The organism is Pontixanthobacter gangjinensis, from assembly GCF_009827545.1.
In the GTDB taxonomy this organism is placed as follows: Bacteria; Pseudomonadota; Alphaproteobacteria; order Sphingomonadales; family Sphingomonadaceae; genus Pontixanthobacter; species Pontixanthobacter gangjinensis.
In genome coordinates this window covers 1-21,599 of record NZ_WTYS01000001.1, presented here as the reverse complement: position 1 = coordinate 21,599, position 21,599 = coordinate 1, and the positions used below count along the sequence as shown (strand labels likewise).

Here is a 21,599-nt window from a genome sequence, read left to right as displayed (position 1 = left end):
GGAGGATTGGAGCGGGGAGCGTTTTTATCATTCAGCATCAGGCAAAGGGTGGTCGATGCCTCAGTATACGAAGCAAACAAAACTACGCACCTGTTTTTGTCAGATCCTGAGAATTGCCACAGTCTGGCGAAGAGACGTTGTTTGAGTATCAATCAAGTTACATCTTCTTTCGGCGTATCTTGGTCGAGAGCAGATCATCCGCTTCCAGCCCCAGTTTCAGACATAGCTGATCAGGCCAAGATTGACTGTGAAGTGCCGCAGCATCGCCGTGGCTATATAAATCTGCAATCACCAATCGACCTTTTCCGACTTCACTGTCTGCTAGTATTGCTCCCGCCAATTCTCCGATACTCAATATCGTTGGCCAGAGGTGCTGACACAAGCAGGCCATCGACTGCTCCGCGACTATCCCGCTTAAACTCCAAACGCTGAACTCCTGTTTCGGCTTCTGGCCGGAACGTGTCAGGTTGATATCGGGTAAATGGGACATGTTTGGCATCGCCAGTGCGCAGCCAAAGTTGCCCGCCTTGAGCATATAGTATGAGCGCCTGTTGCAGAGTGTTGCTGTAATAAGTCCCGACCAGTTCACCCGTGTTGAGCGGTGTTTGCGGCACTGGCTGCATAACGGTGCGCCGCGCCGGAATGTAGCCATCTTCGCTGACCTGCCAGCGCATTTCAGTTGCGCGCTCAGCTCCAGAGGGCTCCTTGGCAAAATCGTGAAACTCCAAGCGAAGTTCTCGCGCCGGGTTCAGCATAAATATCCCCTTGCCGATCTGCGGCAGAAGATGCCCCTCTTCGCCAAATGTCGCAAAGGTCAGCCTGTCACCATCGCGCCGCAGCGAGAAGACAACCCCTGCAAACAGTTCATAATCGCCAACATACCGGTCGAGCTGATCGCCTGTTTCGGGGACAAAGTCTGCTATCTCCTCAGCCTCGAGCCGGTCCGCGAGCACGATCTCTGCCACATCGAAAGCGAAGGCAGCTTTTAGGAGATCGCTCCGATTGCCCATCACCGAGACGGCCACCTGCTTGTCCGGCCGCTCGTCTGTCACGCGCAGAAGGAAACTCCTGAACCCAGCCGTGCTCCCACCATGCGACCAGGTATCAAGGCCGCGAAAATTGCGATATTCTTGGCCGTTGGTGCTGATCAATCGGCGGCCATTAGGTAATGTAGAGCGCGCGGCCATGGCGGCGACGGCGCCGCTTACATCGTTCCCGCCAATCTCGCCAGAATTCAAAGCATGTGCCCAGAGGAGCAGGTCGCGCGGATGGGAAACGATGCCAGTCGATCCATATGTGACAGACAAGAGATGCGCGTTAGCAAAGCCAGCTTCGGCTGGGTCATAGCTCGCTGCGATGTTGCCTATGATCTTGTTGGGATTAGTGGACACGAAGCTTTGCGTCATACCAAGCGGACCGAAGACGCGAGCTTGCATGAACTCGGCGAAAGGCTGGCCTGATACTCGGGCGGTCACTTCAGCGAGCAATTGATATCCAGTGTTGCTATATTCCTGGCGCTCACCAGCGGCGAAATTGCCGCCGCGCTGGCGAAAAAACAGATCGAGCGCTTGATCCGCAGTCGTAGGTGTTGCTTGTGTCTGACCGGTGAGAAATAGCAGGCCATTTTCCTCGCGCAAGCCGCTGGTGTGGTTCAGCAAATGCCGGATTGTTACGGGCGTGGGGCGGACTTCCAATTCAGGAATAAAGTCGCGCACATCCTGAGTAAGCGAGAGCTTCCCTTGTTCGGCAAGCAGCATAATCGCGAACGCCGTGAATTGCTTGCTGGTCGAGCCGATGTGGAACCGCGTGTCCGCACCAATGGGAAGGGAGCGCTCAAGGTCCGCCTGACCCGCCCAGCGTTCATAGACCAGCTGCCCGCCCACTGACACCGCGACACTGATGCCCGGTTCGCCGGTTTCTAGTTGACTATCGACTAAGCGGTCGAGCGCCGCCCAATCAGGCTCTTTGGCCTGAGCTGGCGAGACGACCAACAATCCTGCGATGAGCATGCCAAGTAGCCTGCCAAGAAAGTTGGAAATGAAGGCGGGAAAACAGGTCATATCAACGATCTCTTATGGTTCTTCGGTTTGCGACTGCCGATATGCCAACAAAGCCCCAGCCATGCGTCCGAATACGCGAAGTCGAACCTATTTTGTGCGGCTTTCTTTGCGATATGCCGACGGTGTCATACCCACATGTTTTTTAAACGCGGTGTTGAAGGACGACTTAGCGTTGAAGCCCGATGCGTAGAGGATCTCCGTTACGCTCTGGTTGCTGTCTTTGAGCAATCTTTGCGCATGTTCGATGCGGTAGCGGTTCAAAAAATCAAAAAAGTGCAAACCATGTCGCTGATTGATCAATGCCGAAAGATCCTTGGCCGTAATCCCGCAGAGCCGAGCCAGCCGCGAGAGCGACATATCGGGATCGAGATAGGGATGCTGCTGATCCATAAGCGCCACCAATCGCTTGGTGTCGCCGCGCCTGTTGCCCTCATCGGACGCATCAATTTCATTGGCCGCAGATACAAGTAACCTGTCCGCCCCCCGAAAGATTTGAGGTGATAGCAAGGCTTGAAATGCAATCGCTACAGTGATCGCAAGAACTAGAAGCGCTGCAATCGTTTGCAGCGTGGTCTGAATATCTACAGTAAGTGAGACCGCAAAGGCGGTCCGAATCACAAACAGGCTATGCGCGACGAGGGAGGATACGACGAGCAAGACCAGCCAGCGCCAGCTCGCCGATTGTCCGACAAATCGCGTTCTCATCTCCAGACGAACCCGCCAAAGAGCATAGACGGCAGCGGCGATATAAATCGCATATTGCGCTTCAAACGCGGCGCTCAGGTAAGGAATATCTGCCCCTGTTATTATGAAAGCCAAGACTAAGCCCGCAGGCACAAAATGCCACGCGTCTCGAGCATGCAAAGATCTCCGTTGGAAACAGCTGAACCAAATGAAGCCGGTATAGAATGGCATTTGGAGCATCACGACCACAGGACGGAGACTGCTGATCTTGGGATGTGCGGCCCACCAATCGGAAATAAACCAGCCGCTAACATCGATCGCGGTGGTAAACAGGAACAGCGCAAGCAAGGAGTTGGCAAGCCGGATAGCCGAGGGCACGAGAAGCAAGAACGCCCCTAGCAAAATAGCCATAAACGTAGCGAGCATCGCCGCATTGGGAACGATCAAATCCATGCCAAAAGGTGTGTTCGCCCGCGCCGCATTTGGCAAGCCGTGCATGCATAGGCCGCGAAGGTTGGGGGTCATCGAAAGTTATTACAGCCGAGCCAATATCTATGAGTTCAACCTCGCCCTTGTGCCAATGACTAAACGTGATTGAAACCAGATCAAGACTAATGAGCTCAATTGGAGCTGCGATACGACTGTCCGCAGCGTTCGGCCTAAAGTTCGCTTTCCGCCGCATTAATTGACGTTCGATAACGCATTGAATGCGGCCAAAAGCGGACTGGTACGGCGGATGCCTGTTATGCTGAAAAACAGTCCCTGTTCCGGTGATTAATTGCCCTGTTATCGCCGAATTAATTCCCTGTTCCGTCGAATGACAGGGAAACGCCTGTTTCAAGCACTCAGGTCGCTGAAATTGAAGTAGAAATTTTGATGAAAGTTGCTGCAATTACACCAAATTGGTCAATTTAGAGGCCAAAAAGCGATACTTTCCCTGTTAATTCCCTAATAACAGGGAAATCACCTTAGAGACGAGTCCGCGGCGGAATGCGACCATCGCCATCTTTTTCTTTATATATCGCAGCGCGTTGAGCGGCCTTGGGGCCGCTTTGCTGGCTATGGTTGGAGATTAGGTGCCCGACGGACCCTGAGAATTATAGACATCTGCACGGGGACGCGTCCAAAATTTCCGCCGTCACCTGTCAGCTGCATCTCTAGGCAGGCCTTACCCTGTCTTAGTAGTGTAGGGTGATCTTCACGCTGGCGGCGGACAGTCCGGCAGAATCAGCTATCGCCTGCCGTGAACGGGTGATAACATCTGACAGGGAATAAAGTTGCTGGCGCTCTTTGGAATTATCTTGCAGCGTCGAGCTGGGTGTGGCCAACTCCGCACTTCTCACACTAGCGAACAATTCCTCTAAAGAGGTATTGTAAAGGCTCGACAATTGTCTTTGCGCACTTGTTCTGGGCCGGGTGTATCCTTTTTCCCAGTTGCACACGCTGGTGATTGAAACGCCAAGTTTTTCAGCGACTTCATGTTGCGTCCATCGTTTGGCAACACGCATCCGCTTCAGGCGCACACCTAGAGTCTCTTCTATCGATGTCTTAGGTAGCACGACCTGCTCCGCTTTTCTTTTTTATATATATGTACAAGTTAGAATTTTATGCTGGATTCCACAAGAGTAAATCATTTCACAAGTGAAGGTGCGGCAGCCTCAAAATAATCTGCGCAGGCCTAAGTGGCGAATAAAATTGCCGGATTCGAGCGGGAGCGCTGGCTTTCATGTCTAGCAACCGCCCTCAATTTTGTGGGAGGCGATGCCGATAGGTGATGTTTACCCGGTGCGAAAGCAGCAGATAGGGCATCCATACCACGATGCTGATCATGACCTTGGTCATGTTTCCTTGGAGCAGATCAACTAGCGGGGTGACAACGCCAGCGGGGATGTTGCCGACCAATGACAATTGCTGGGCGATGATCAACTGCATGAAAACATCCACGCACCATGCGAACAGCAACATTCGCGGAAACAGGGGCACGGTGCGCAACGCCATGACGAAAGCGACCATATAGAAGAAGCCGGTTATCGCGACATCTGCCGTCATGGTGATAAACAAGGTCATGCCCCATTCGGGGGCGTGGGCGCTCATCGCGGGAACGGCCAGAAAAAACTCCCCGGCACGAATGACTACGTTCAGCAGCATGCCGATCAGCAGCGAGGCGATAAAGCCAACCGGGCCGAAAAGAATGTTCTTGCGGGCGCTTTGTTCGTCAATCCGTTTCCATTTTCCCAAAAATGACAAGTGAAAATCAAGTTGTGTGGAGGATGCCTGCTTGCCGAATGCCTCATGCGCGATCAGATAACCACAAATTGGCGCGGCGATGATGATGCTATAGGCGACGAGTATAGGCAACGCATCGCCCAAATTATGGATACTAGTCGCTGGGAAAGCGAGCTTCAGCAGTGCCAGGGGAACAGTAAGCATCAGCCATAATAGAGTGACAATAGCCATACGGTTGTAAAAGAATGCAGGCACCAACAGGCTCTTTGCGAACAAAGCCGCACGGTATGCTTCAAAACATTTCAGTATCATTCGCACAATCACTGCATACACTCTTTTGGCCTTAGCCGGAACGGTGAATTATATTCCCACGCATTTTCAAGTGGTTCCGAATCGCGCGCAATGTCCGATTCGCGCTGGAGCAGTTTTACCACTTTCAACCTGCGGTTAACTAAAGCCGTTCACCTTTAATATTTGCAAGTTCTTGCAATTAAAGGTTAAAATAACATTTAAAAATTTGAGTTGACGGGTTGGCACTCAGTGCTGATTATCTAGGCAGCTCCGAGGGGGTTATCCAGTTTGGTTTGGGTAAACCCCGATAAACAATTACAAAATGTAAAACTCGGGTCGCGCAAGTTTGTTTGGGATTTATCCCTTCGGACAGTTGGGCAGATTAACTGCCTTTAGAAATTGCACATTAATGTGCGAAATGCGCGAGGAAAATACCATGAAGACTTTTCTGAAAAACTTTATTGCTGACGAAAGCGGTGCTTCCGCAGCTGAATATGCTTTGATCCTGGCTGTTGTCGGTGTTGCCATTGGCGGCGCTGCACTCCTGCTCTCGACTGAAATTTCGGGTGCGATCACCGATTCTGCTGGCCGTGTTGATGCATGTGCCGATGCTGCAGGTTCGGAAACTGGCGATACTGCTTGCCCACCAGCAACCAGCTCTTTGGTTGACTAAGCCAAATCCCGGCAACCTCCCTGATCTATTGCGGTCGGGGAGGTCTCCGGTTTTTCATTTTTGCTTCCTTGGGGGAGGGCTTAGTATGCAGAACCGCAATATCATTATCTTCGTCGCCGCGATCTTTATCGCCGGCATCGCCGTTCTGTTAATCAATGCCTATTTATCGGGCGTAGAAGAAAAGGCCGTAACTCAGGCAGAGGAACAGCGCCTCGTTAGAATCGTGGTCGCTACCCAGCCTTTGGAGTTTGGCGCCCCATTAACGCCTGAAAATGTGCGCCTCCAAAATTTTCCTGCCGGTTCAGTGCCCGAGGGCGCTTTCAGAGATATCAAGCAAGCGCTGGCCAATGGCCGCGTGGCGCTGCGCCCGATTGTTCCCGGCGAACCGATCTTGGCTGACAAAGTCAGCGGCACAGATGGCCGCGCGGTACTGGCCGCCAATATCCCCGAAGGGATGCGAGCGGTTTCCATACCAGTCGGCGCTGTCACTGGAGTATCCGGATTTGTCCGCCCGGGCGACACGGTTGATGTCTTGCTGACACGCAAGATTCCCGGTGAGGGCGCCAAGGCGGAGGATTTGATGTCCGATGTCATCCTGCAACGCGTGCAGGTCTTGGCAATTGACCAGATTGCTAGTGAAAGCGCTACCGAGCCGAAAGTCGGCCAGACTGCAGTTTTGCTGGTCCCGCCATTTGAAGCACAGCGGCTTGCCGTCGCTGGAAAGCTTGGCACCCTCAGCCTGGCGCTGCGCAATGTCGAAACCGTCGATCCTGGCTCAGCCGGCACCATTACCAATCGTGATGTCGGCAATTCGCGCTATTATATCGCGGAGCGGCGGCAGCGCGCGGCCAGCGCGCAGCCTGCTGCACCAGCGCAACCGGGATCATACCAGCCAGTGCAAACGCCGGTCGCAGTGGTAGGCGGAAAGCCAGCCATTTCCGGCCCAAGCATGACAATTTACCGCGGAACAGAAGGCGAAGAATACGCCGTCAGCCGCAGAGGGGGGAAATAACATGATTTTCCGGACACTAGCTTCTGCGCTTGCACTGTCTTTGGCTGTCGCTGCCGCTCCCGCTCAGGCCCAATATTCCAGCGCCAACATTCATGCTGGCGAACTTGAGATACCCATTAATAAGAGCCAGATCATCACCGCAGATCGTCCGATTGATCGGGCGATGATTGGCAATGATGAAGTTGCCGATGTGCTGCCCGTATCAGACCGTTCGGTTTATGTTTTGGGCAAGGCCTTGGGAACAACCAGCCTGACATTGTATGATCGTTCCAATCGTGTGATCGCGGTAATGGATATTTCAGTCGGACCCGATACCGAGGCGCTCCGCTCCAAGCTGACCGAGATGTTCCCCACCGAACAGATTGAGGCCAGCCTGACCAATGGCAAGCTGATGCTAACCGGATTGGTCAGCGATGTGGGTGTGGCAAATCGGGCGGCACAATTGGCCACCGCCTATGCCGGGGAAAATGTCATCAATATGATGTCGCTCGGCGGCAGCCAGCAGGTCATGCTGGAAGTCCGCTTTGCCGAAGTTGATCGCACCGTTGGGGAACAGCTTGGCGTTAGCGGTTTTGGCAATGGCAGCAAATTCGGTGGTGCACTTGGCAATGGTGCCTCTGCCACTGCAGGGAGCAACGGTGCTACGGAACTCGGTATTGATCCGATCCTTGATAATTTCGGCATTTTTAGCACCATCTTCAACATCGGTGACCTCAACATTGAGGCATTTTTGAATACTTTGGAGCGCAAAGGTCTTTCGAAAACGCTGGCTGAGCCAACATTGGTGGCGCTTTCTGGCGAGAAAGCATCCTTCCTCGCTGGCGGCGAATTTCCTGTACCGGTGTCTCAAGGCGGTGCTGGTGCCGGCGGCGCGAACGCAATCACCGTTGAATTCAAGCCGTTTGGCGTCAGCCTGGCTTTCACGCCGACGGTATTGGGTAATGGCGTTATCAATTTGATCGTCGAGCCCGAAGTCAGTTCGATCGACCCGTCCGCTTCCATAACCATCAATGGCCTGACAGTCCCAGGACTGCAGACGCGGCGTGCCAGCACGACGCTGGAATTGCGCGATGGCGAAAGCTTTGTGTTGGCTGGTCTGATCCGTTCGGATTTCCAGACCAATGTGAATCAGGTTCCGCTGCTCGGCTCGATCCCGATTTTAGGCTCGCTGTTCCGGTCTACCAAGTTCCAGAAAAGCGAAACCGAGCTACTGATCATTGTGACGCCGCGTTTGGTCAAACCAATCCGGCCCGATCAGGTGCGCCTGCCAACGGATCGCGTGGCAGATCCCGATGTACTCGACACGCTATTGAACGGGGAAGATTACAGGCCCCGGCAGCTGGCACCATCCGCCCCGGCGGCCACTCCTGCACCAGAAGGAAGTGACTATGAATATTGATCGACCCCTTCTCCTTTTGGCAGCCACAGTAATGTTGGGCGGCTGCGCGACATACGGCACAGTCGAAGGCAAATATGACACCGAAGCGTTCGGAGAGGCAAACCGCCAGACCTACGCGGCCATGATCGTCAATCCGGAACCAGTTTATGACGAAGAGATGGAAACGAGCGCAGAACACGCCGCCGATGCTGCCGAACGATACCGCGAAGACAAGGTGAAGCAGCCAGACAAAACCAGCAGCACAGACACACCCGGGTAACAGAGACAGGATGATTGGATAGGACCGATGAACAGGAGCATCACATCTCGATTTCTGCGCGATAATAGCGCGGCGGTTGGACCGATGTATGCGATTGCCCTGTTCGGACTGATCACCGTTGCGGGCGTTGGCTGGGATTACAGCCGGTTGATGACCATGGATAGCGAGTTGCAAAACGCCGCCGATCAGGCTGCGCTGGCCGCCGCGACGCAGCTTACTGGCAATGATGGAGCAATGGTCCGCGCGCGTGATGCAGCGAATAACTATCTAGCATCCGCGGATAGCGCCTGGGTCAACGAAACCAAGCTGTCCAATGATGGAGACGGCCGTCCGATAACGGGCCTGACCTTCGAATTTTATGAAGATTACGACCGCGCCACCGACACATTCGGGAGCCAGGTTACAAACGATGATGATGCGGAAGATGCACGCGTGGTGCGGGTTATAGTCAATGGCCGTTACGCCAAATATGCATTGACCGCGCTCACAGGCGTTATTCGTTCGCCCAACATCGAAGCCAATGCGGTGGCTGGGCTGGAAGCATCGGTCTGCAAGGCACCGAAGATGTTTGTCTGCGCGCCAACCCGCGATTTCCCGACCGAAGCGGACAAGGGCAAAGGTTTCCGTCTGCGCGTTCTACCCAATGCAACCGATGCGTTCACTCCGGGCAATTTCGGCTTTCTTGATCCCGATGGCAGCGTGAAGAACGACCGCGACACGGGCAACCCGAACCGCGAACTGGGCAAGAACAACGAACTGGATACGTGCGTCGCATCATCCGGCATTGAATCCGAACCCGGATTTGTCGCGGTCGAATCTCGCGCCCTGAATACGCGCTTCGATATGTACGGCCCCGCAATGCCGGGCTGTAACACTACGAATGGCGATTTTTGCCCATCCGAAAATACCGTTACGACAGTTGTTTATAAGCAAGAGATTCCTGGCAACGGTTCCGCCAACCCAACCGCTACTGCCTGCGCATCTGGCATAGGAAGCGGCAACAACGCCAGAGGCAGCGAAATGTCGCTGGCTGATGCGCTGGCGGAAATGACCAGTACAAATAACAACACAGTTCCGGGCTACACTCGCGACAATTGCATGATTTCCGGCAGTTGTTCGACCATTGGCGATGGGGACTGGTCCGGCCAAGCCTATATGAACAGGAATCATGGCGCGGCAGATCTGATGAGCGTTTCGGGCGATGGATCGCGCTTCGGCGTGTTTCAGTGGGAACTGGCCGCCAAGTCGTCACGTCTCGCTGTCCGTAAATTGGGTTATAAGCAAGGAACAGGTGGCAGCAATAAATCAGCCATTTATTGTTCCTATCCTCAAGCAGTTACCGAGCCCCCAGTCGTGCCCAGCGCGTCGCAGAAAGATCGGCGGATCATGACGGTTGCATCGGTGGATTGCACCGGGTTGAACGGGCGGGACAAGCTCGACGTGTTACGGTTCGCTGATCTGTTTCTGGTTGATTACAGTAAGACTACCGGTACAAATTCAGGCGAGATAATGACCGAAGTCATCGGCCCCGCAAGGCGGCCTGATGGCGGGTCAGCTTTCCAATATTATGGCCGTAACAAGCCGGTGCTGCTGCGATGATCCGGCGCTTTATCATGAACCGCAAAGGCACAGCCTCGATTGAATTCGTGCTCGCATTACCGATTATGTTCGCGTTGATGTTTGGCGGAATGGAGGCCGGGCATTTCTTCTGGACCCAGCACAAGCTGGTGAAGGCTGTGCGCGATGGAGCGCGCTTTGCCACTCGGATTGAGGTCGAGGATCTTTGTAATGGCGGTACGGCTGTGATGTCGGCTGCGCTCGAGGACGAGATTCAGAACGTTACCGCGACAGGCCAGATTGCAGCTGGCGGATTGCCGAAAGTCCCTGGTTGGAGTCCGAACGATGTGGATGTCACAATCGGCTGCCAGGCATTTGTCGATACGGGCATCTATTCCGACCTTGGCGCGGCGGGGCCAATGGTCTCGATATCTTCCGGCATGGTCACATATCCCTCCATTCTGGCAGCGTTGGGTTTTCTCGACAGCAATTATCGCCTGTCCGCGCAATCAAGCGCTGCGGTCATGGGGATTTAGCGATGATGATCAGGCGCTTCTCCAAAGATACACGCGCAACAACAGCGGCAGAATTCGCGATGATATTGCCATTGGCACTGCTGATGATGTTCGGCGTCATCGATGTTGGCGTGTACGCTTGGACGCTTAACGAGTATGAAAAAGCTACCCAGATGGGCGCACGCTATGCAGTCGTGACCAACGTGTTGTCGCCCGCCCTTTCGACGCAAACATACATTGGTTTCACCTGCGATAATGGCCAAGTTTTGGCTGCCAGCGATCGCATTTGCGGCGAGGCGTTAGGCGCAGTCATTTGCACCGGCGCGGTGTGCACTTGCGATTCTAGTGCGGGTACGTGCCCGAGCGGTTCACTGTCGCCAGCAGACAGTGCCGATTATGACGCGCTGGTCGCCCGTATGCGCCAATTTCAACCCCGCATTCCAGATGGCAGTGTCTCTGTCGAATATCGGGGGTCCGGGATCGGTTTCGCCGGTGACCCCAACAAGCCAGAAATCGCTCCAATCGTGACCGTACGAGTAAATAACGTGAACTATTCTTCGATCGTCCTTTCACCTTTGGGCGGGCAAGTTCCTTTGCCGGACTTCTCCTATTCTTTGACGCTGGAAGACGGTCAGGGATCGGTGTCGAGCTAGGATGAAACCAGCAATGACCAACCAACTCACCATATCCAAAGAACAAGGTTCTAGCCTTGCTTTCAGCACGACCATTGTCGCCAGCAGCAGCTATGTTGAGCCCTTGCACGGACAAATGATGGATCGTTTCGGAAGAGAGTTTGCCATCTGCCCACTTGCTCCCGCAAGTCCCATACCCGCAGGCGAGCTTGCCAACGTAGATCTGTTGGTGGTTGAAATAAATCCGAACGAGCCGGAATCATTAGCCCGGATATCGCGGATCAAACAAGACCGGCCGGACATATTGCTGATTGCTGCGATTAACGAGATGGATGTAGCGACGGTGCGCACCCTGATCAGGAGGGGGGTCAACGACGTTGTCTCGCTGCCTTTTGATACGGAAGAACTTTTTGCGTCGATAATGGATTTGGGCAGCACCCGGACCCATACAGATGCAGATTTGTGTCCGATGATCGGCGTGCTTCACTCATCCGGCGGCTGCGGTGCCACAACCATTGCCACTCACCTTGTTGCGGCAATGGCTGATGCAAGGCCAGATTTGCGGTATTGCATCATCGATCTCGACCTACAGTTTGGTGAGGTGGCAAGCCTTTTTGGACTGGATCCGGTAACTAATGTCGTAGATCTGATTAGCGCTGGTGACAGGCTCGACCGGGACATTCTGCGTGACAGCGCCTTGGCTTTTGGACCGAATGTTTTTGCCATATCGGCCCCGTCAGACATCACCCCGCCTGAGATGGTGGATACCGATCGCCTTTTGCGGCTGCTCACAATGGCCCGCAAGGAATTTGATTTTGTCCTGCTCGACTTGCCGAGCGATTGGACATCATGGGCGCTTTCGGCAGCGTGTTCATGCGATCAATTGTTGATGGTGGTGGAACAAACCATTCGCTGTTTACGCCGCACGAAAAAGAGCCTTGGTTTGCTGGAGAGTGTCGAGTTTGCGCCCGCTGACGTAAAAATTGTTGTGAATCGCGTAGAAAAGCGGATGTTCAAGGTTATCGGAACCGATGAGGTTTCAGATACTCTGCACCGTGAAGTAATTGCCAGCATTCCACTGCAGAAATCAAACCTTCAAACGGCGCAAGACGAAGCGATGTTGCTTGGCCAAGTCGACAGCCGCGCCCCATTCGTTCGAGCGATTGAATCCTTGGCCGCAGAATTTTTTCCTAAAGACCATGAGGCATGTTCATGAAGTGGTCGGTCAAACGTGCGGCAGAAACCAGCGAGCCTGAGCTGATTGAAGAGCCGGAAATTGTTTCGGAACCCGAAGCCTCCCCCTCCGCTACACAAGACCGCGCTGAAAGTGAACCAAATGAACTCGCTTTAAAGATCTCAATCCACCGCGAATTGCTGGATCGGATTAATTTGAGCGCGCTTGACAAGATGCCTAGGGCTTCGATTCGAAGCGAAGTTGCAGTCATCATCAACGAGATGCTGACACAACAGCGTCAGACCTTGAACCGGGGTGAGCGCGAAGCGCTCGTCGATGACGTCTTGGACGAATTGTTGGGGCTGGGGCCGTTAGAGCCTTTGCTCCAGGACGAGAGCATCACAGACATTCTGGTAAACGGTCCGAAGATTGTTTTCATAGAGCGCGATGGTTTGCTTGAACGTGCTGATACCACTTTCAAGGACGATAGGCATCTCATGCGCATCATCCAGAAGATTGTGAGCGCTGTTGGGCGCCGCGTTGATGAGTCATCGCCATTTGTGGATGCGCGGTTGGCCGATGGTTCACGTGTCAACGCGATCGTCGCTCCGCTAGCGGTAGATGGCTCGCTCCTGTCCATTCGTAAATTTGCGAAGAAACGCATCGGGATTGAGCGGCTGGTCGAACTGGAAAGCATGCCGCGCGCAATGGCGGATGTGTTGAGCGCAGTGGTCCAGTCTCGGCGAAACGTATTGATTTCCGGCGGTACAGGCTCGGGCAAAACGACGCTGCTTAACGCGATGTCATCGTTCATTGATGAGGCGGAGCGGATTGTTACAATCGAAGATAGTGCCGAATTGCAATTGCAACAAAGCCATGTCGCGCGGCTGGAAACAAGGCCAGCCAACATTGAGGGCAAGGGCGAGGTGGGCCAGCGGGACCTGGTGAAAAACGCGCTGCGCATGAGGCCCGATCGCATCATCGTTGGCGAAGTGCGTGCTGGCGAAGCATTCGACATGCTTCAGGCGATGAACACCGGTCACGATGGCTCGATGACCACCGTTCACGCAAATACTCCGCGAGACGCCTTGTCTCGGATCGAGCAAATGATCGGTATGAGCGGAATTGATATGCCAGCCCGTTCTGCCCGGGCTCAGATTGCTGCTGCGATTAACGTTGTGGTCCAAGTCAGCCGGTTGTCGGATGGTCGCCGTAAAGTTGTGAGCCTATCGGAAATTACCGGCATGGAAGGGGAAACCATTACCATGCAGGAGATTTTCCGCTTCAAAATAACCGGTCGCGACGAGAATGGTCAGGTCCAGGGCAAGTTCGAAGCGTCTGGCATCAGACCCAAATTCCTGAGCCATGCGATCTCGGCTGGCATAAATCTTTCGGCGGAATTGTTCCGGCCAGATTATGTGATGGACTGAAGATGGTCGATACAATCATCAGACTTGCGGTTTTGATAGCAATATTTGCGTCGATATTCGTCCTGTCTCAACTTGTGTTAAATTCCATTTGGGCCCGCAAGTCGCATCTCAGCACGGTTAATCGCCGGCTTAGAATGATCAGCGAAGGCAGCACTAGGGAGCACATTGTTGCCGTCCTGAGGAAACATGAAGGCGGTGATTTTTCGCGGTATCCCGAATGGATTGCGCGCAGGCTTGCCAGCTTGCAGCGATCGCTGAGGGCAGCAGCTCTGCCGATCAGCCTTCGTCAATTGTTGCTTATCATGTCGGCTGGATTTTTCGTATTGCTGGCCGTGATTAGCCTGCTGGTGGCTGCCAGCGGATTTGCCTTGAATGTCGGCGTATTTTTAATGATCGGCGCAATTGCATTTTGTGTCACGATCATGCTGCCAGTGATGATTTTGAGCATGATTGCCCAACGAAGGCGAAGCCGCGTTGAAGACCAGTTCCCGGTAAGCCTGGACGTATTCGTGCGCGCCTTGCGAGCAGGCCACCCTGTCGCGTCGGCCATCGAGCTGCTTACGAATGAAATGCAAGATCCGATCGGCAGCGAGTTCGGATTGGTAGCCGATGAAGTTTCCTACGGCGCAGAGCTGACGGATTCACTGGCCGGAATGGCTGAGCGGTGGGATCTTGAAGATATCCGGATGTTCGTTGTTTCACTATCTGTCCAAAATGAAACTGGCGGTAATCTAGCAGAGATTCTGGAAAACCTTGCTGATGTCATCCGGGCAAGGGCCAGTCTTTATCGCAAGGTCCGAGCGCTGAGTTCAGAAGGCAGGATGACCGGGTGGATGCTGAGTATTTTGCCTGTTGCTGCATTTGTGGGCCTCTTTGCAGTTAACCCGGCTTTCTATTTGGAAGTCGCGCAAGACCGGGCGTTTATCATCGGCTTCGGGGTCTTGATTGGCATGTATTTGATCGGATTGCTCACGATCCGCAAGATGGTCGACATAAAGGTCTGATCATGATTGAACTTTTGGCCACTAGCTCTGCTGTTCGCATAACCTTCCTGGTTGGTCTGTTCGCGTTAATAGCGGCGGGCGCTTTCATTATCATGACAGTCGTGTCGAGAAACAGGGCAGAACGGCGAAACCTTTCCGCTTTGGAGGCCGATACATCCGTTGCTGTCGCCCCAAGTGGGCTTCGCGCCAAGGAGAACGAGACCGCCTGGGCGAAGATGGCAACACGGATTGAAAACAGCGGATTCAGCCTCGCGGATTCAAAGGATGAACGACTGCGGAAACAGCTCAAGGCTGCGGGGTATACAAGCCCGTCTGCATCCAGAGTTTATACGCTTATCCGCTTGCTTCTTATCTTCGTTTTGCCAGCAAGTTTTATCCTGCTGCTACAATTTTCGGATGACCCGCCAAGTTTTTTCCGCATCTATTTGATTGGATCGGTGCTCGGATTGCTTGGCCTTTATATTCCCAACCTTTTCATTCGTGCAAAGGCCGACCGGCGCACGGAAGCAATCGTAAACGGCTTTCCGGATTGCTTAGACTTGATGCTGGTTTGTATCGAGGCGGGCCTCGGTATCGAAGCGGCCATGGACCGTGTCGGCAGGGAAATGGTCAATGCGCATCCAGCAGTCGCAGAACTTCTTTCAGTCGCGGTGCTGCAGATGCGGGCGGGCTCGTCGCGCCAAGAAGCCTTCCGCAAGCTGGCCGACACGGCCAGCGTGGACGAAATCAATTCTTTCGCGACGCTGCTAATCCAGTCCGACAAATTGGGTACGAGCCTCGGTAGCACGCTTAGGGTTTATGCAGCAGAGATGCGTGAGAAGCGCCGGATGCGCGCAGAAGAAAAGGCTTATCGCCTGCCTGTTCTCATTTCGATTCCACTGGTGGTATTCATGCTGCCCGTCATGATCGGGGTATTAATGCTGCCGGCTGGCATCCGGGTTGTTCGCGAAGTTTTTCCAATTTTGGCTGGAGGATGAATCATGAAACTACGGTATATTCTTATCGGGGCTCTGAGCGTTACATTAGCCGGTTGTGGAACTGTTAACCCGTTTGGCAAACGGCAAGCCAATAATGCCAGCGTTGATATGGCGGACTATTTTGCTCAGCGCGTTGAAATTGGCCGGCGCCATTTGAAAGAAGGACGCCCGAGCTTGGCAATCGAAGCATTTCGGCAAGGGTCATACGATCCGCGTTATTCTGCGGAGGCGCTCAACGGAATGGGTGTAGCGTACACGATGCTCGGCCGAAGCGATGTAGCGCGAGAATTGTTTGCTAGGGCGATCAAAAACGATCCTTCAGATGCGCGATTTGCGCGGAACCTAGCCCGGCTGGACGCAGTTTCGGCACCTATTTCAGGTGGGGCAGAGTTGGCGGCATTACCAGGCCAAGCGCCTCAAATTGCAAGAGCGGTTGAGCGGCAGCCTGAAATCACCAACAAAGCCAGAAGTCCGATCATGACCAAACTCGTCGGCGATCAGCCTACTTCCCAACGGCGCGCCGTTCACGAAATATTTATCAGGACAGCTTTTGACCCGTCGGCGCCTATTGTGGATAGAACCGCATCAGCTGACAGCGTCCCCGCTGTGCCGAAGGATTCATCTTTTCGCAAACGAGTTTCCGGGACAATGATCGCGGTCAATCGTCCGGCATACCCAGTCTTAATCGACCTCACAAAAGTGAGGAACGATAGGCTAACCGTGCAAGATCGCCCTGCGATAAAATCTTACCCCATCAGAATTGCGTTGGATGCACCCTTGAAATGATGGCGCGGTTATGACTCCCTTTTACGCCGCTTTACCATTCGCGTGCCTACTGGCTTTCGCGTCATGGACGGATATTAAATCGCGCAGGATACCAAACCTAGTTTCCGCGATCACGTTTCTATTGGGCATGGCTTGGGCTGTGAACAGTCCAGGATGGGAGCCATCGCTTTACCACCTTGCCCATTTTGGAGTGGCCCTTTTGATCGGAATGGCACTGTTCGGTTTGGGGTTTTGGGGCGGCGGTGATGGGAAGTTTTATGCCGCCGTGGCAGCTTGGTTCGCATTGCCGGACTTTTTTCGGTTAATGTTCATGATTTCTCTTTCGGGGCTCCTGTTGCTGCTTGTCATGTTTGGCATGCGTAAATTTGGACGCTTGGAGAAGGGGGCGGGGTCAGTGCCCTACGGAGTCGCGATTTCTGCAGGAGCGTTTGCGACTTTTTGTTTCGTTCACTTCCGGGCCGGGCTTTGGTGATGTCCGGCAAAGTTATGGCGAACGACTGGCGTTTCAAATTGGTGATTTGTATCGCCGCGTCAGCGTTGCTGGTGCCAAGAGCAGCAACGGCCCAAATACGGTTGGTAGAGGGGGCTTATTCCATTGAAGACCGGGAGCCGGACGCGACTGAGGCCAATATCACTTTGGCCGAGCCGGCCAGCCTGATTACTGCTGCCTACTCCTCAGTTCAAATCGACCAAACTATGAGGGTGCAGCCACCAGTAGACGGTCTACACTCAAGTGCGGCCGGTGAGCCAATGGACTGCCATGACGACGCCGAAGAGAGTCAGTGCGCGCCGGTAGGTTCAGATCTCTCTCTCGATGAACCGGATGGAACCGCTGACATACCCAGTTCACCAATTTGGCTTGAGCAACCCATTGGCGCTGTCTCATCTGGCGCGGTGGGGCTGCAGCTAGGTCCAAGGCGGTACGCGATCACCGCCAACCGTGATAGCGTTAAGACTGTTCGGTTTTCGCGAAACGCGGCGAGGCCTACTGCCAATTTTTCAGGAACGATGCCATCTGGATCACCAATCTCTAGCGCGCGGATATCTAGCGTCTTTGGAGTTCGCACCGACCCGATTACGGGAGTGAAGCGTCGTCACTCAGGAGTCGATTTTGCGGCGCCAACCGGAACGCCGATATTTGCAACATCAGGCGGAGTTGTGACCAGCGCCTCGTGGTTTGGTGGATATGGACTCGCGGTAGAGCTGGATCATGGCGGAGGTGTTGAAACACGGTATGCCCATATGTCGCGCGTGGCTGTTGCCGGTGGGCAGATCGTCAAAAAGGGTGAAATTATCGGATATGTTGGTTCAACCGGAAGGTCGACCGGGCCACATCTTCACTATGAAGTTCGGCATGGTGCACGGGCAGTCAATCCCTTCGGCAGCTAATACTTTTAGAAACACTGGTAGACTTGTTCCTTGTCAGGCAATCGCTTAACTTCTCGAGCCGTCTCAGTATTGGACTGCTAGTAGTGCGATAACGCGGGCTTCTCCTGCGGGCGCCTTCCGACATGCTGGTCAAGTTACTTTCTATATCAGAAACTTCAATTAATGCCTGTTTTCAATGAAAAATTTTCGAAAGCGCTAATCGCAATTTTTCGGCAGGATGCCGAACTTTTTGCCTAATAATATCAATGGCCTAACGCCATTAAATCACCCTGCCATAGGTTTGTAAAATCGAGTAAAATCAATGCTCAAGGTAAATTTTTGAGGTTAACAAGCTTGTAACTTTAATTGATTGGTGGTCCAATTGCTTCAGAAGGAGGCCGAGTCGCATTGACACGCGGTTCATTAAAAGCGCCTCCCAACACATATCTAGGTCGCAGAGCATAACTCCTGGTTCGCCAGGGCTTTTCGGCGCTAACTTTTTTGAATGTCGATGTTCTGTGATCCGTTTGTTTCCGTTTGATGCGGTGCAAAGTTAGGATGGACGAGCATGGAATTTGATGATCAACAGCAGTTTGGGTCGCAAGTCGATGACACTCCAGGTAGTCTGGCATCGCTTTCAACTGACCTAGGCCAAAGCGCCTCAAGAGTTATCTTGCGCGCAGATGCATCCAACACAATCACTCTGCCTAATGGTGTCGCGATTGAGACAATCCAGTCGGATGGTCGTGATCTCATAATTGAGGCAGTCGACGGCACCGTCTACGTGATTATCGACGGTGCGATCGGGGTTCCGCAAATCATTGTTGACGGCGTTGCGGTTCCGCCGCTCAACCTTGCTGCGTTGATAGTCGGAAATGAGCCTGAGCCAGCTGCTGGTCCGCCACAAAGTTCTGGCGGAAATTTTGCGACTGACGTTGGGCCGATACAAGATGCTTTCGATCTTGGTGATTTGTTGCCGTACACCGAGCTAGCATTTCCGCAGCCTGAGGAAGAGGAAGTCATCCCCGCTGTCGAAGATGAGGAGCCAACAGTTGTGGTGATCACGCCGGACAACCCGGTTGGCGCGACCAATGCGTCGGCTGAGGTTGATGAAGCGGGCCTGCCTGCCCGGGCGGGCGAACCAGCTGGCACCGAAGCGGCATCCGATAGTGAAACCACCGCTGGGACGATCAAGTTTGAATCGCCGGATGGCACTGATGCAGTTCTAATCAACGGCGTCGAGATTACAGCTATAGGTCAGACGTTTACGTCGCCCGATGGAACGTTGACGATCACCAGTATTAGCGAAGGCTCGATAGGCTTTAGCTATAGGCTGGATGATAATTTGCTGGGCGTAACCGAGGATGGTTTCTTCTCCATCACCGTTCGCGATACTGACGGCGATGAAGCGACCGCATCCTTGATCATTAATGTGCTTGATGACGCGCCGATTACTTTGGATGATACAGATTTTGTTGCGGCTGGTACGTTCGGGCCTGAAACCGGAAATGTAATTACGGGAATTGGTACAACCAGCGGCGTTGCGGGGGCTGACAACCTGGGTGCTGATGGTGGTTCCGTGACATCGGTTGTGTCCGGATCTGGAAATCCGGTTGATGTGTCTGGTGGTGAAGTGACGGTCGCGGGGATGTACGGTACCCTGACCATTAATGCCGATGGCAGCTATAGCTATGTGAGGGACGCTGGCACCCCTGGCGGCGTGACGGAGACCTTTGGTTACACCGTTACGGACGGTGATGGCAGTACCTCTACATCAGCGCTCACAATCGAAATCGGCGATGCGCCTGTGCAAATAGTTTCCGTTCCGGAATCAGGTGCGGGGACGATCGTTAACGAGGCAGGCCTTCCAGAGCGTCCGAATGAGGCACCTGGAACTGCAGAAGCGACCCCTGTTGAATCCACTAGTGGAACTATTACGTTTTCAGCTCCCGACGGTGTTGCCTCGGTCGAGATCAATGGGGTAGTCATAACCGGTGCTGGACAAGTGATTGTCACACCAGAGGGTACTTTAACGATTGATGATTACGATCCAGATGGTGGCACACTGGATTACACTTTCGAACTTACCGATAACACTTCGGGTGACGATACAACCGTTTCATTTGAAGTAACTGTCACCGACACTGACGGTGATAGCGACACTGACGACTTCACCATTACGGTAGTCGATGACGTTCCAGAAGCAATCGATGACACAGCCGTGCAATCCGAGGAAGATGCATCGATAACGGTTGACGCTTTTGCCAACGACATTCCCGGTGCTGACAGCATTCAACTTGACCAGATTGCGTTGGTTCCTGGCAGCACAATCGGTGGCGGGTCTGTCGTTTATAACGGAGATGGTACTTTCACTTACAACCCCGCACCGGGCGAAGAGGGTGAAGTAGCTTTCGATTACACCATTACAGATGGTGATGGAGATGTTTCGACTGCCACTGTTTCGATTACTTTGGCGGCAGATTCCACACCAGCAATTGCCCTTCAGGGTGGTAATGTAGTTGAAGAAGCTGGGTTGCCTGCTCGGCCTGGCGAACCTGCCGGTTCCGATGCGGCTAGCAATAGCGAGATCGCCACTGGTTCTATTTCAATCTCCACAGCGGGCGATACAGTTGCTTCGCTGACCGTGAATGGTGTGAACGTTACAAATGGTGGGACTGTTACGACGGCCAACGGGTCGCTGACGGTCATTCTTAATGCTGGTGCATATACTTACAGCTATACTCTTTCGGATAATACGCTGGCCGACCCCGGAAGTGACAGCTTCTCGCTTATAGTTACAGATAGCGACGGAGACAGCGCAAGTACGACATTGACGATCGATATTATTGATGATGTCCCGACGGCGAATGCTGACACCAACAGCGTTACCGAGGGCGCGATTGTTGGCGGTAATGTACTGACGGACAGTGCGGATGTGTTCGGCGCTGACGGCGCGGAAGCCGCTGGCGGTGTTGTTGGTGTTCGTGCATCGGGCGGCGATACGACGACGGATGCTTCGGGCAATGTGGGGTCAGTGATCAACGGTCTGTACGGGACGCTGACGCTGGGTGCCGACGGGACGTATAGCTATGCCTCGAGGGGTGATGCGATCACGGCTGATGCGGTGGATGTGTTCGTCTACACCATTGAAGATGGTGACGGCGATCTGTCGACGACGACGTTGACGATCGATGTGTCCGATGTGACGCTGTCCCCTGACAACGATACGCAGGTTGTGAACGAGGCTGCGCTGGACGCTGTTGGCAGCACGCCTGGGAGCAATGCCGAGACGGCGAGTGGCCAGCTGACGGTAGCGGGCACGGGTACGGTGACCTATGTGCTGGATAGCGGTAGTGATACGTACGGGACGCTGACGCTGAATGCCGATGGCAGCTACAGCTATACGCTGACGTCTGCGTTCGACACGAGCCCAGATGCCGATAATGGCACGAACACAGAGCTTGGCGCGGAGAGCTACGGCTACACGGCGACCGATGCTTCCGGGAACAGTGTGACGGGCACGATCACGATCGATATTATTGATGATGTCCC

19 protein-coding genes are annotated in these 21,599 nt (G+C 53.7%); 15 read left to right on the top strand and 4 right to left on the bottom strand.

Annotation, left to right across the window (positions count from 1 at the left end; all coding sequences use genetic code 11):
* Positions 1–311: 311 nt before the first annotated feature.
* The 4 genes from GRI36_RS00095 to GRI36_RS00080 form a co-directional block, all read right to left on the bottom strand.
* Complete coding sequence (locus tag GRI36_RS00095; RefSeq protein ID WP_160596613.1) at positions 312–2,060, bottom strand: serine hydrolase domain-containing protein; 1,749 nt, start codon at positions 2,058–2,060, stop codon at positions 312–314.
* An 87-nt stretch (positions 2,061–2,147) separates the two neighbouring features.
* Complete coding sequence (locus GRI36_RS00090) at positions 2,148–3,242, bottom strand: helix-turn-helix domain-containing protein (protein ID WP_160596612.1); 1,095 nt, start codon at positions 3,240–3,242, stop codon at positions 2,148–2,150.
* A gap of 680 nt (positions 3,243–3,922) precedes the next feature.
* The gene (locus GRI36_RS00085; protein WP_160596611.1) at positions 3,923–4,303 is read right to left on the bottom strand and encodes a helix-turn-helix transcriptional regulator; all 381 of its coding nucleotides are present in this window, start codon (positions 4,301–4,303) and stop codon (positions 3,923–3,925) included.
* A gap of 184 nt (positions 4,304–4,487) precedes the next feature.
* Positions 4,488–5,282, bottom strand: coding sequence for a DUF2569 domain-containing protein (locus tag GRI36_RS00080; protein WP_160596610.1), 795 nt, complete (start codon positions 5,280–5,282; stop codon positions 4,488–4,490).
* 415 nt (positions 5,283–5,697) lie between these two features.
* On the opposite strand from GRI36_RS00080, the gene GRI36_RS00075 reads away from it, so the two are divergent.
* From GRI36_RS00075 to GRI36_RS00005, 15 genes are all read left to right on the top strand, one after another.
* The gene (locus GRI36_RS00075) at positions 5,698–5,934 is read left to right on the top strand and encodes a Flp family type IVb pilin (RefSeq protein ID WP_160596609.1); all 237 of its coding nucleotides are present in this window, start codon (positions 5,698–5,700) and stop codon (positions 5,932–5,934) included.
* 85 nt (positions 5,935–6,019) lie between these two features.
* Positions 6,020–6,946 carry a Flp pilus assembly protein CpaB gene (gene cpaB / locus GRI36_RS00070; protein WP_160596608.1) on the top strand — a complete coding sequence of 309 codons (927 nt, stop codon included), beginning with the start codon at positions 6,020–6,022 and terminating at the stop codon, positions 6,944–6,946.
* A 1-nt stretch (position 6,947) separates the two neighbouring features.
* On the top strand, positions 6,948–8,345 hold the full coding sequence (locus GRI36_RS00065) for a type II and III secretion system protein family protein (protein ID WP_160596607.1): 1,398 nt from the start codon (positions 6,948–6,950) through the stop codon (positions 8,343–8,345).
* A complete protein-coding gene (locus GRI36_RS00060; protein WP_160596606.1) occupies positions 8,335–8,604 on the top strand; it encodes a hypothetical protein in 270 nt (89 codons plus the stop codon). Before GRI36_RS00065 ends, GRI36_RS00060 begins: the two co-directional genes overlap by 11 nt.
* Before the next feature lie 27 nt (positions 8,605–8,631).
* A complete protein-coding gene (locus GRI36_RS00055; protein ID WP_160596605.1) occupies positions 8,632–10,203 on the top strand; it encodes a pilus assembly protein TadG-related protein in 1,572 nt (523 codons plus the stop codon).
* A 14-nt stretch (positions 10,204–10,217) separates the two neighbouring features.
* The gene (locus GRI36_RS00050) at positions 10,218–10,697 is read left to right on the top strand and encodes a TadE/TadG family type IV pilus assembly protein (RefSeq protein WP_160596604.1); all 480 of its coding nucleotides are present in this window, start codon (positions 10,218–10,220) and stop codon (positions 10,695–10,697) included.
* A gap of 2 nt (positions 10,698–10,699) precedes the next feature.
* Positions 10,700–11,329, top strand: a complete 630-nt coding sequence (locus GRI36_RS00045) for a TadE/TadG family type IV pilus assembly protein (protein WP_160596603.1) — start codon at positions 10,700–10,702, stop codon at positions 11,327–11,329.
* 13 nt (positions 11,330–11,342) lie between these two features.
* Positions 11,343–12,524: an AAA family ATPase gene (locus GRI36_RS00040; protein ID WP_160596602.1), complete on the top strand. Its 1,182-nt coding sequence runs from the start codon at positions 11,343–11,345 to the stop codon at positions 12,522–12,524.
* Entirely contained in the window at positions 12,521–13,912 is a 1,392-nt protein-coding gene (locus tag GRI36_RS00035; RefSeq protein ID WP_202392069.1) for a CpaF family protein, read from the top strand. Before GRI36_RS00040 ends, GRI36_RS00035 begins: the two co-directional genes overlap by 4 nt.
* Before the next feature lie 2 nt (positions 13,913–13,914).
* Positions 13,915–14,916, top strand: coding sequence for a type II secretion system F family protein (locus tag GRI36_RS00030; protein ID WP_160596600.1), 1,002 nt, complete (start codon positions 13,915–13,917; stop codon positions 14,914–14,916).
* Between the two features lie 2 nt (positions 14,917–14,918).
* Positions 14,919–15,893 carry a type II secretion system F family protein gene (locus GRI36_RS00025; RefSeq protein WP_160596599.1) on the top strand — a complete coding sequence of 325 codons (975 nt, stop codon included), beginning with the start codon at positions 14,919–14,921 and terminating at the stop codon, positions 15,891–15,893.
* A 3-nt stretch (positions 15,894–15,896) separates the two neighbouring features.
* On the top strand, positions 15,897–16,679 hold the full coding sequence (locus GRI36_RS00020; protein WP_160596598.1) for a tetratricopeptide repeat protein: 783 nt from the start codon (positions 15,897–15,899) through the stop codon (positions 16,677–16,679).
* Between the two features lie 10 nt (positions 16,680–16,689).
* On the top strand, positions 16,690–17,151 hold the full coding sequence (locus GRI36_RS00015; RefSeq protein ID WP_160596597.1) for a prepilin peptidase: 462 nt from the start codon (positions 16,690–16,692) through the stop codon (positions 17,149–17,151).
* A complete protein-coding gene (locus GRI36_RS00010) occupies positions 17,151–18,068 on the top strand; it encodes a M23 family metallopeptidase (RefSeq protein ID WP_235902119.1) in 918 nt (305 codons plus the stop codon). Before GRI36_RS00015 ends, GRI36_RS00010 begins: the two co-directional genes overlap by 1 nt.
* A 547-nt stretch (positions 18,069–18,615) precedes the next feature.
* The coding region (locus GRI36_RS00005; protein WP_202392068.1) for a beta strand repeat-containing protein at positions 18,616–21,599 on the top strand (2,984 nt) is incomplete at its 3' end.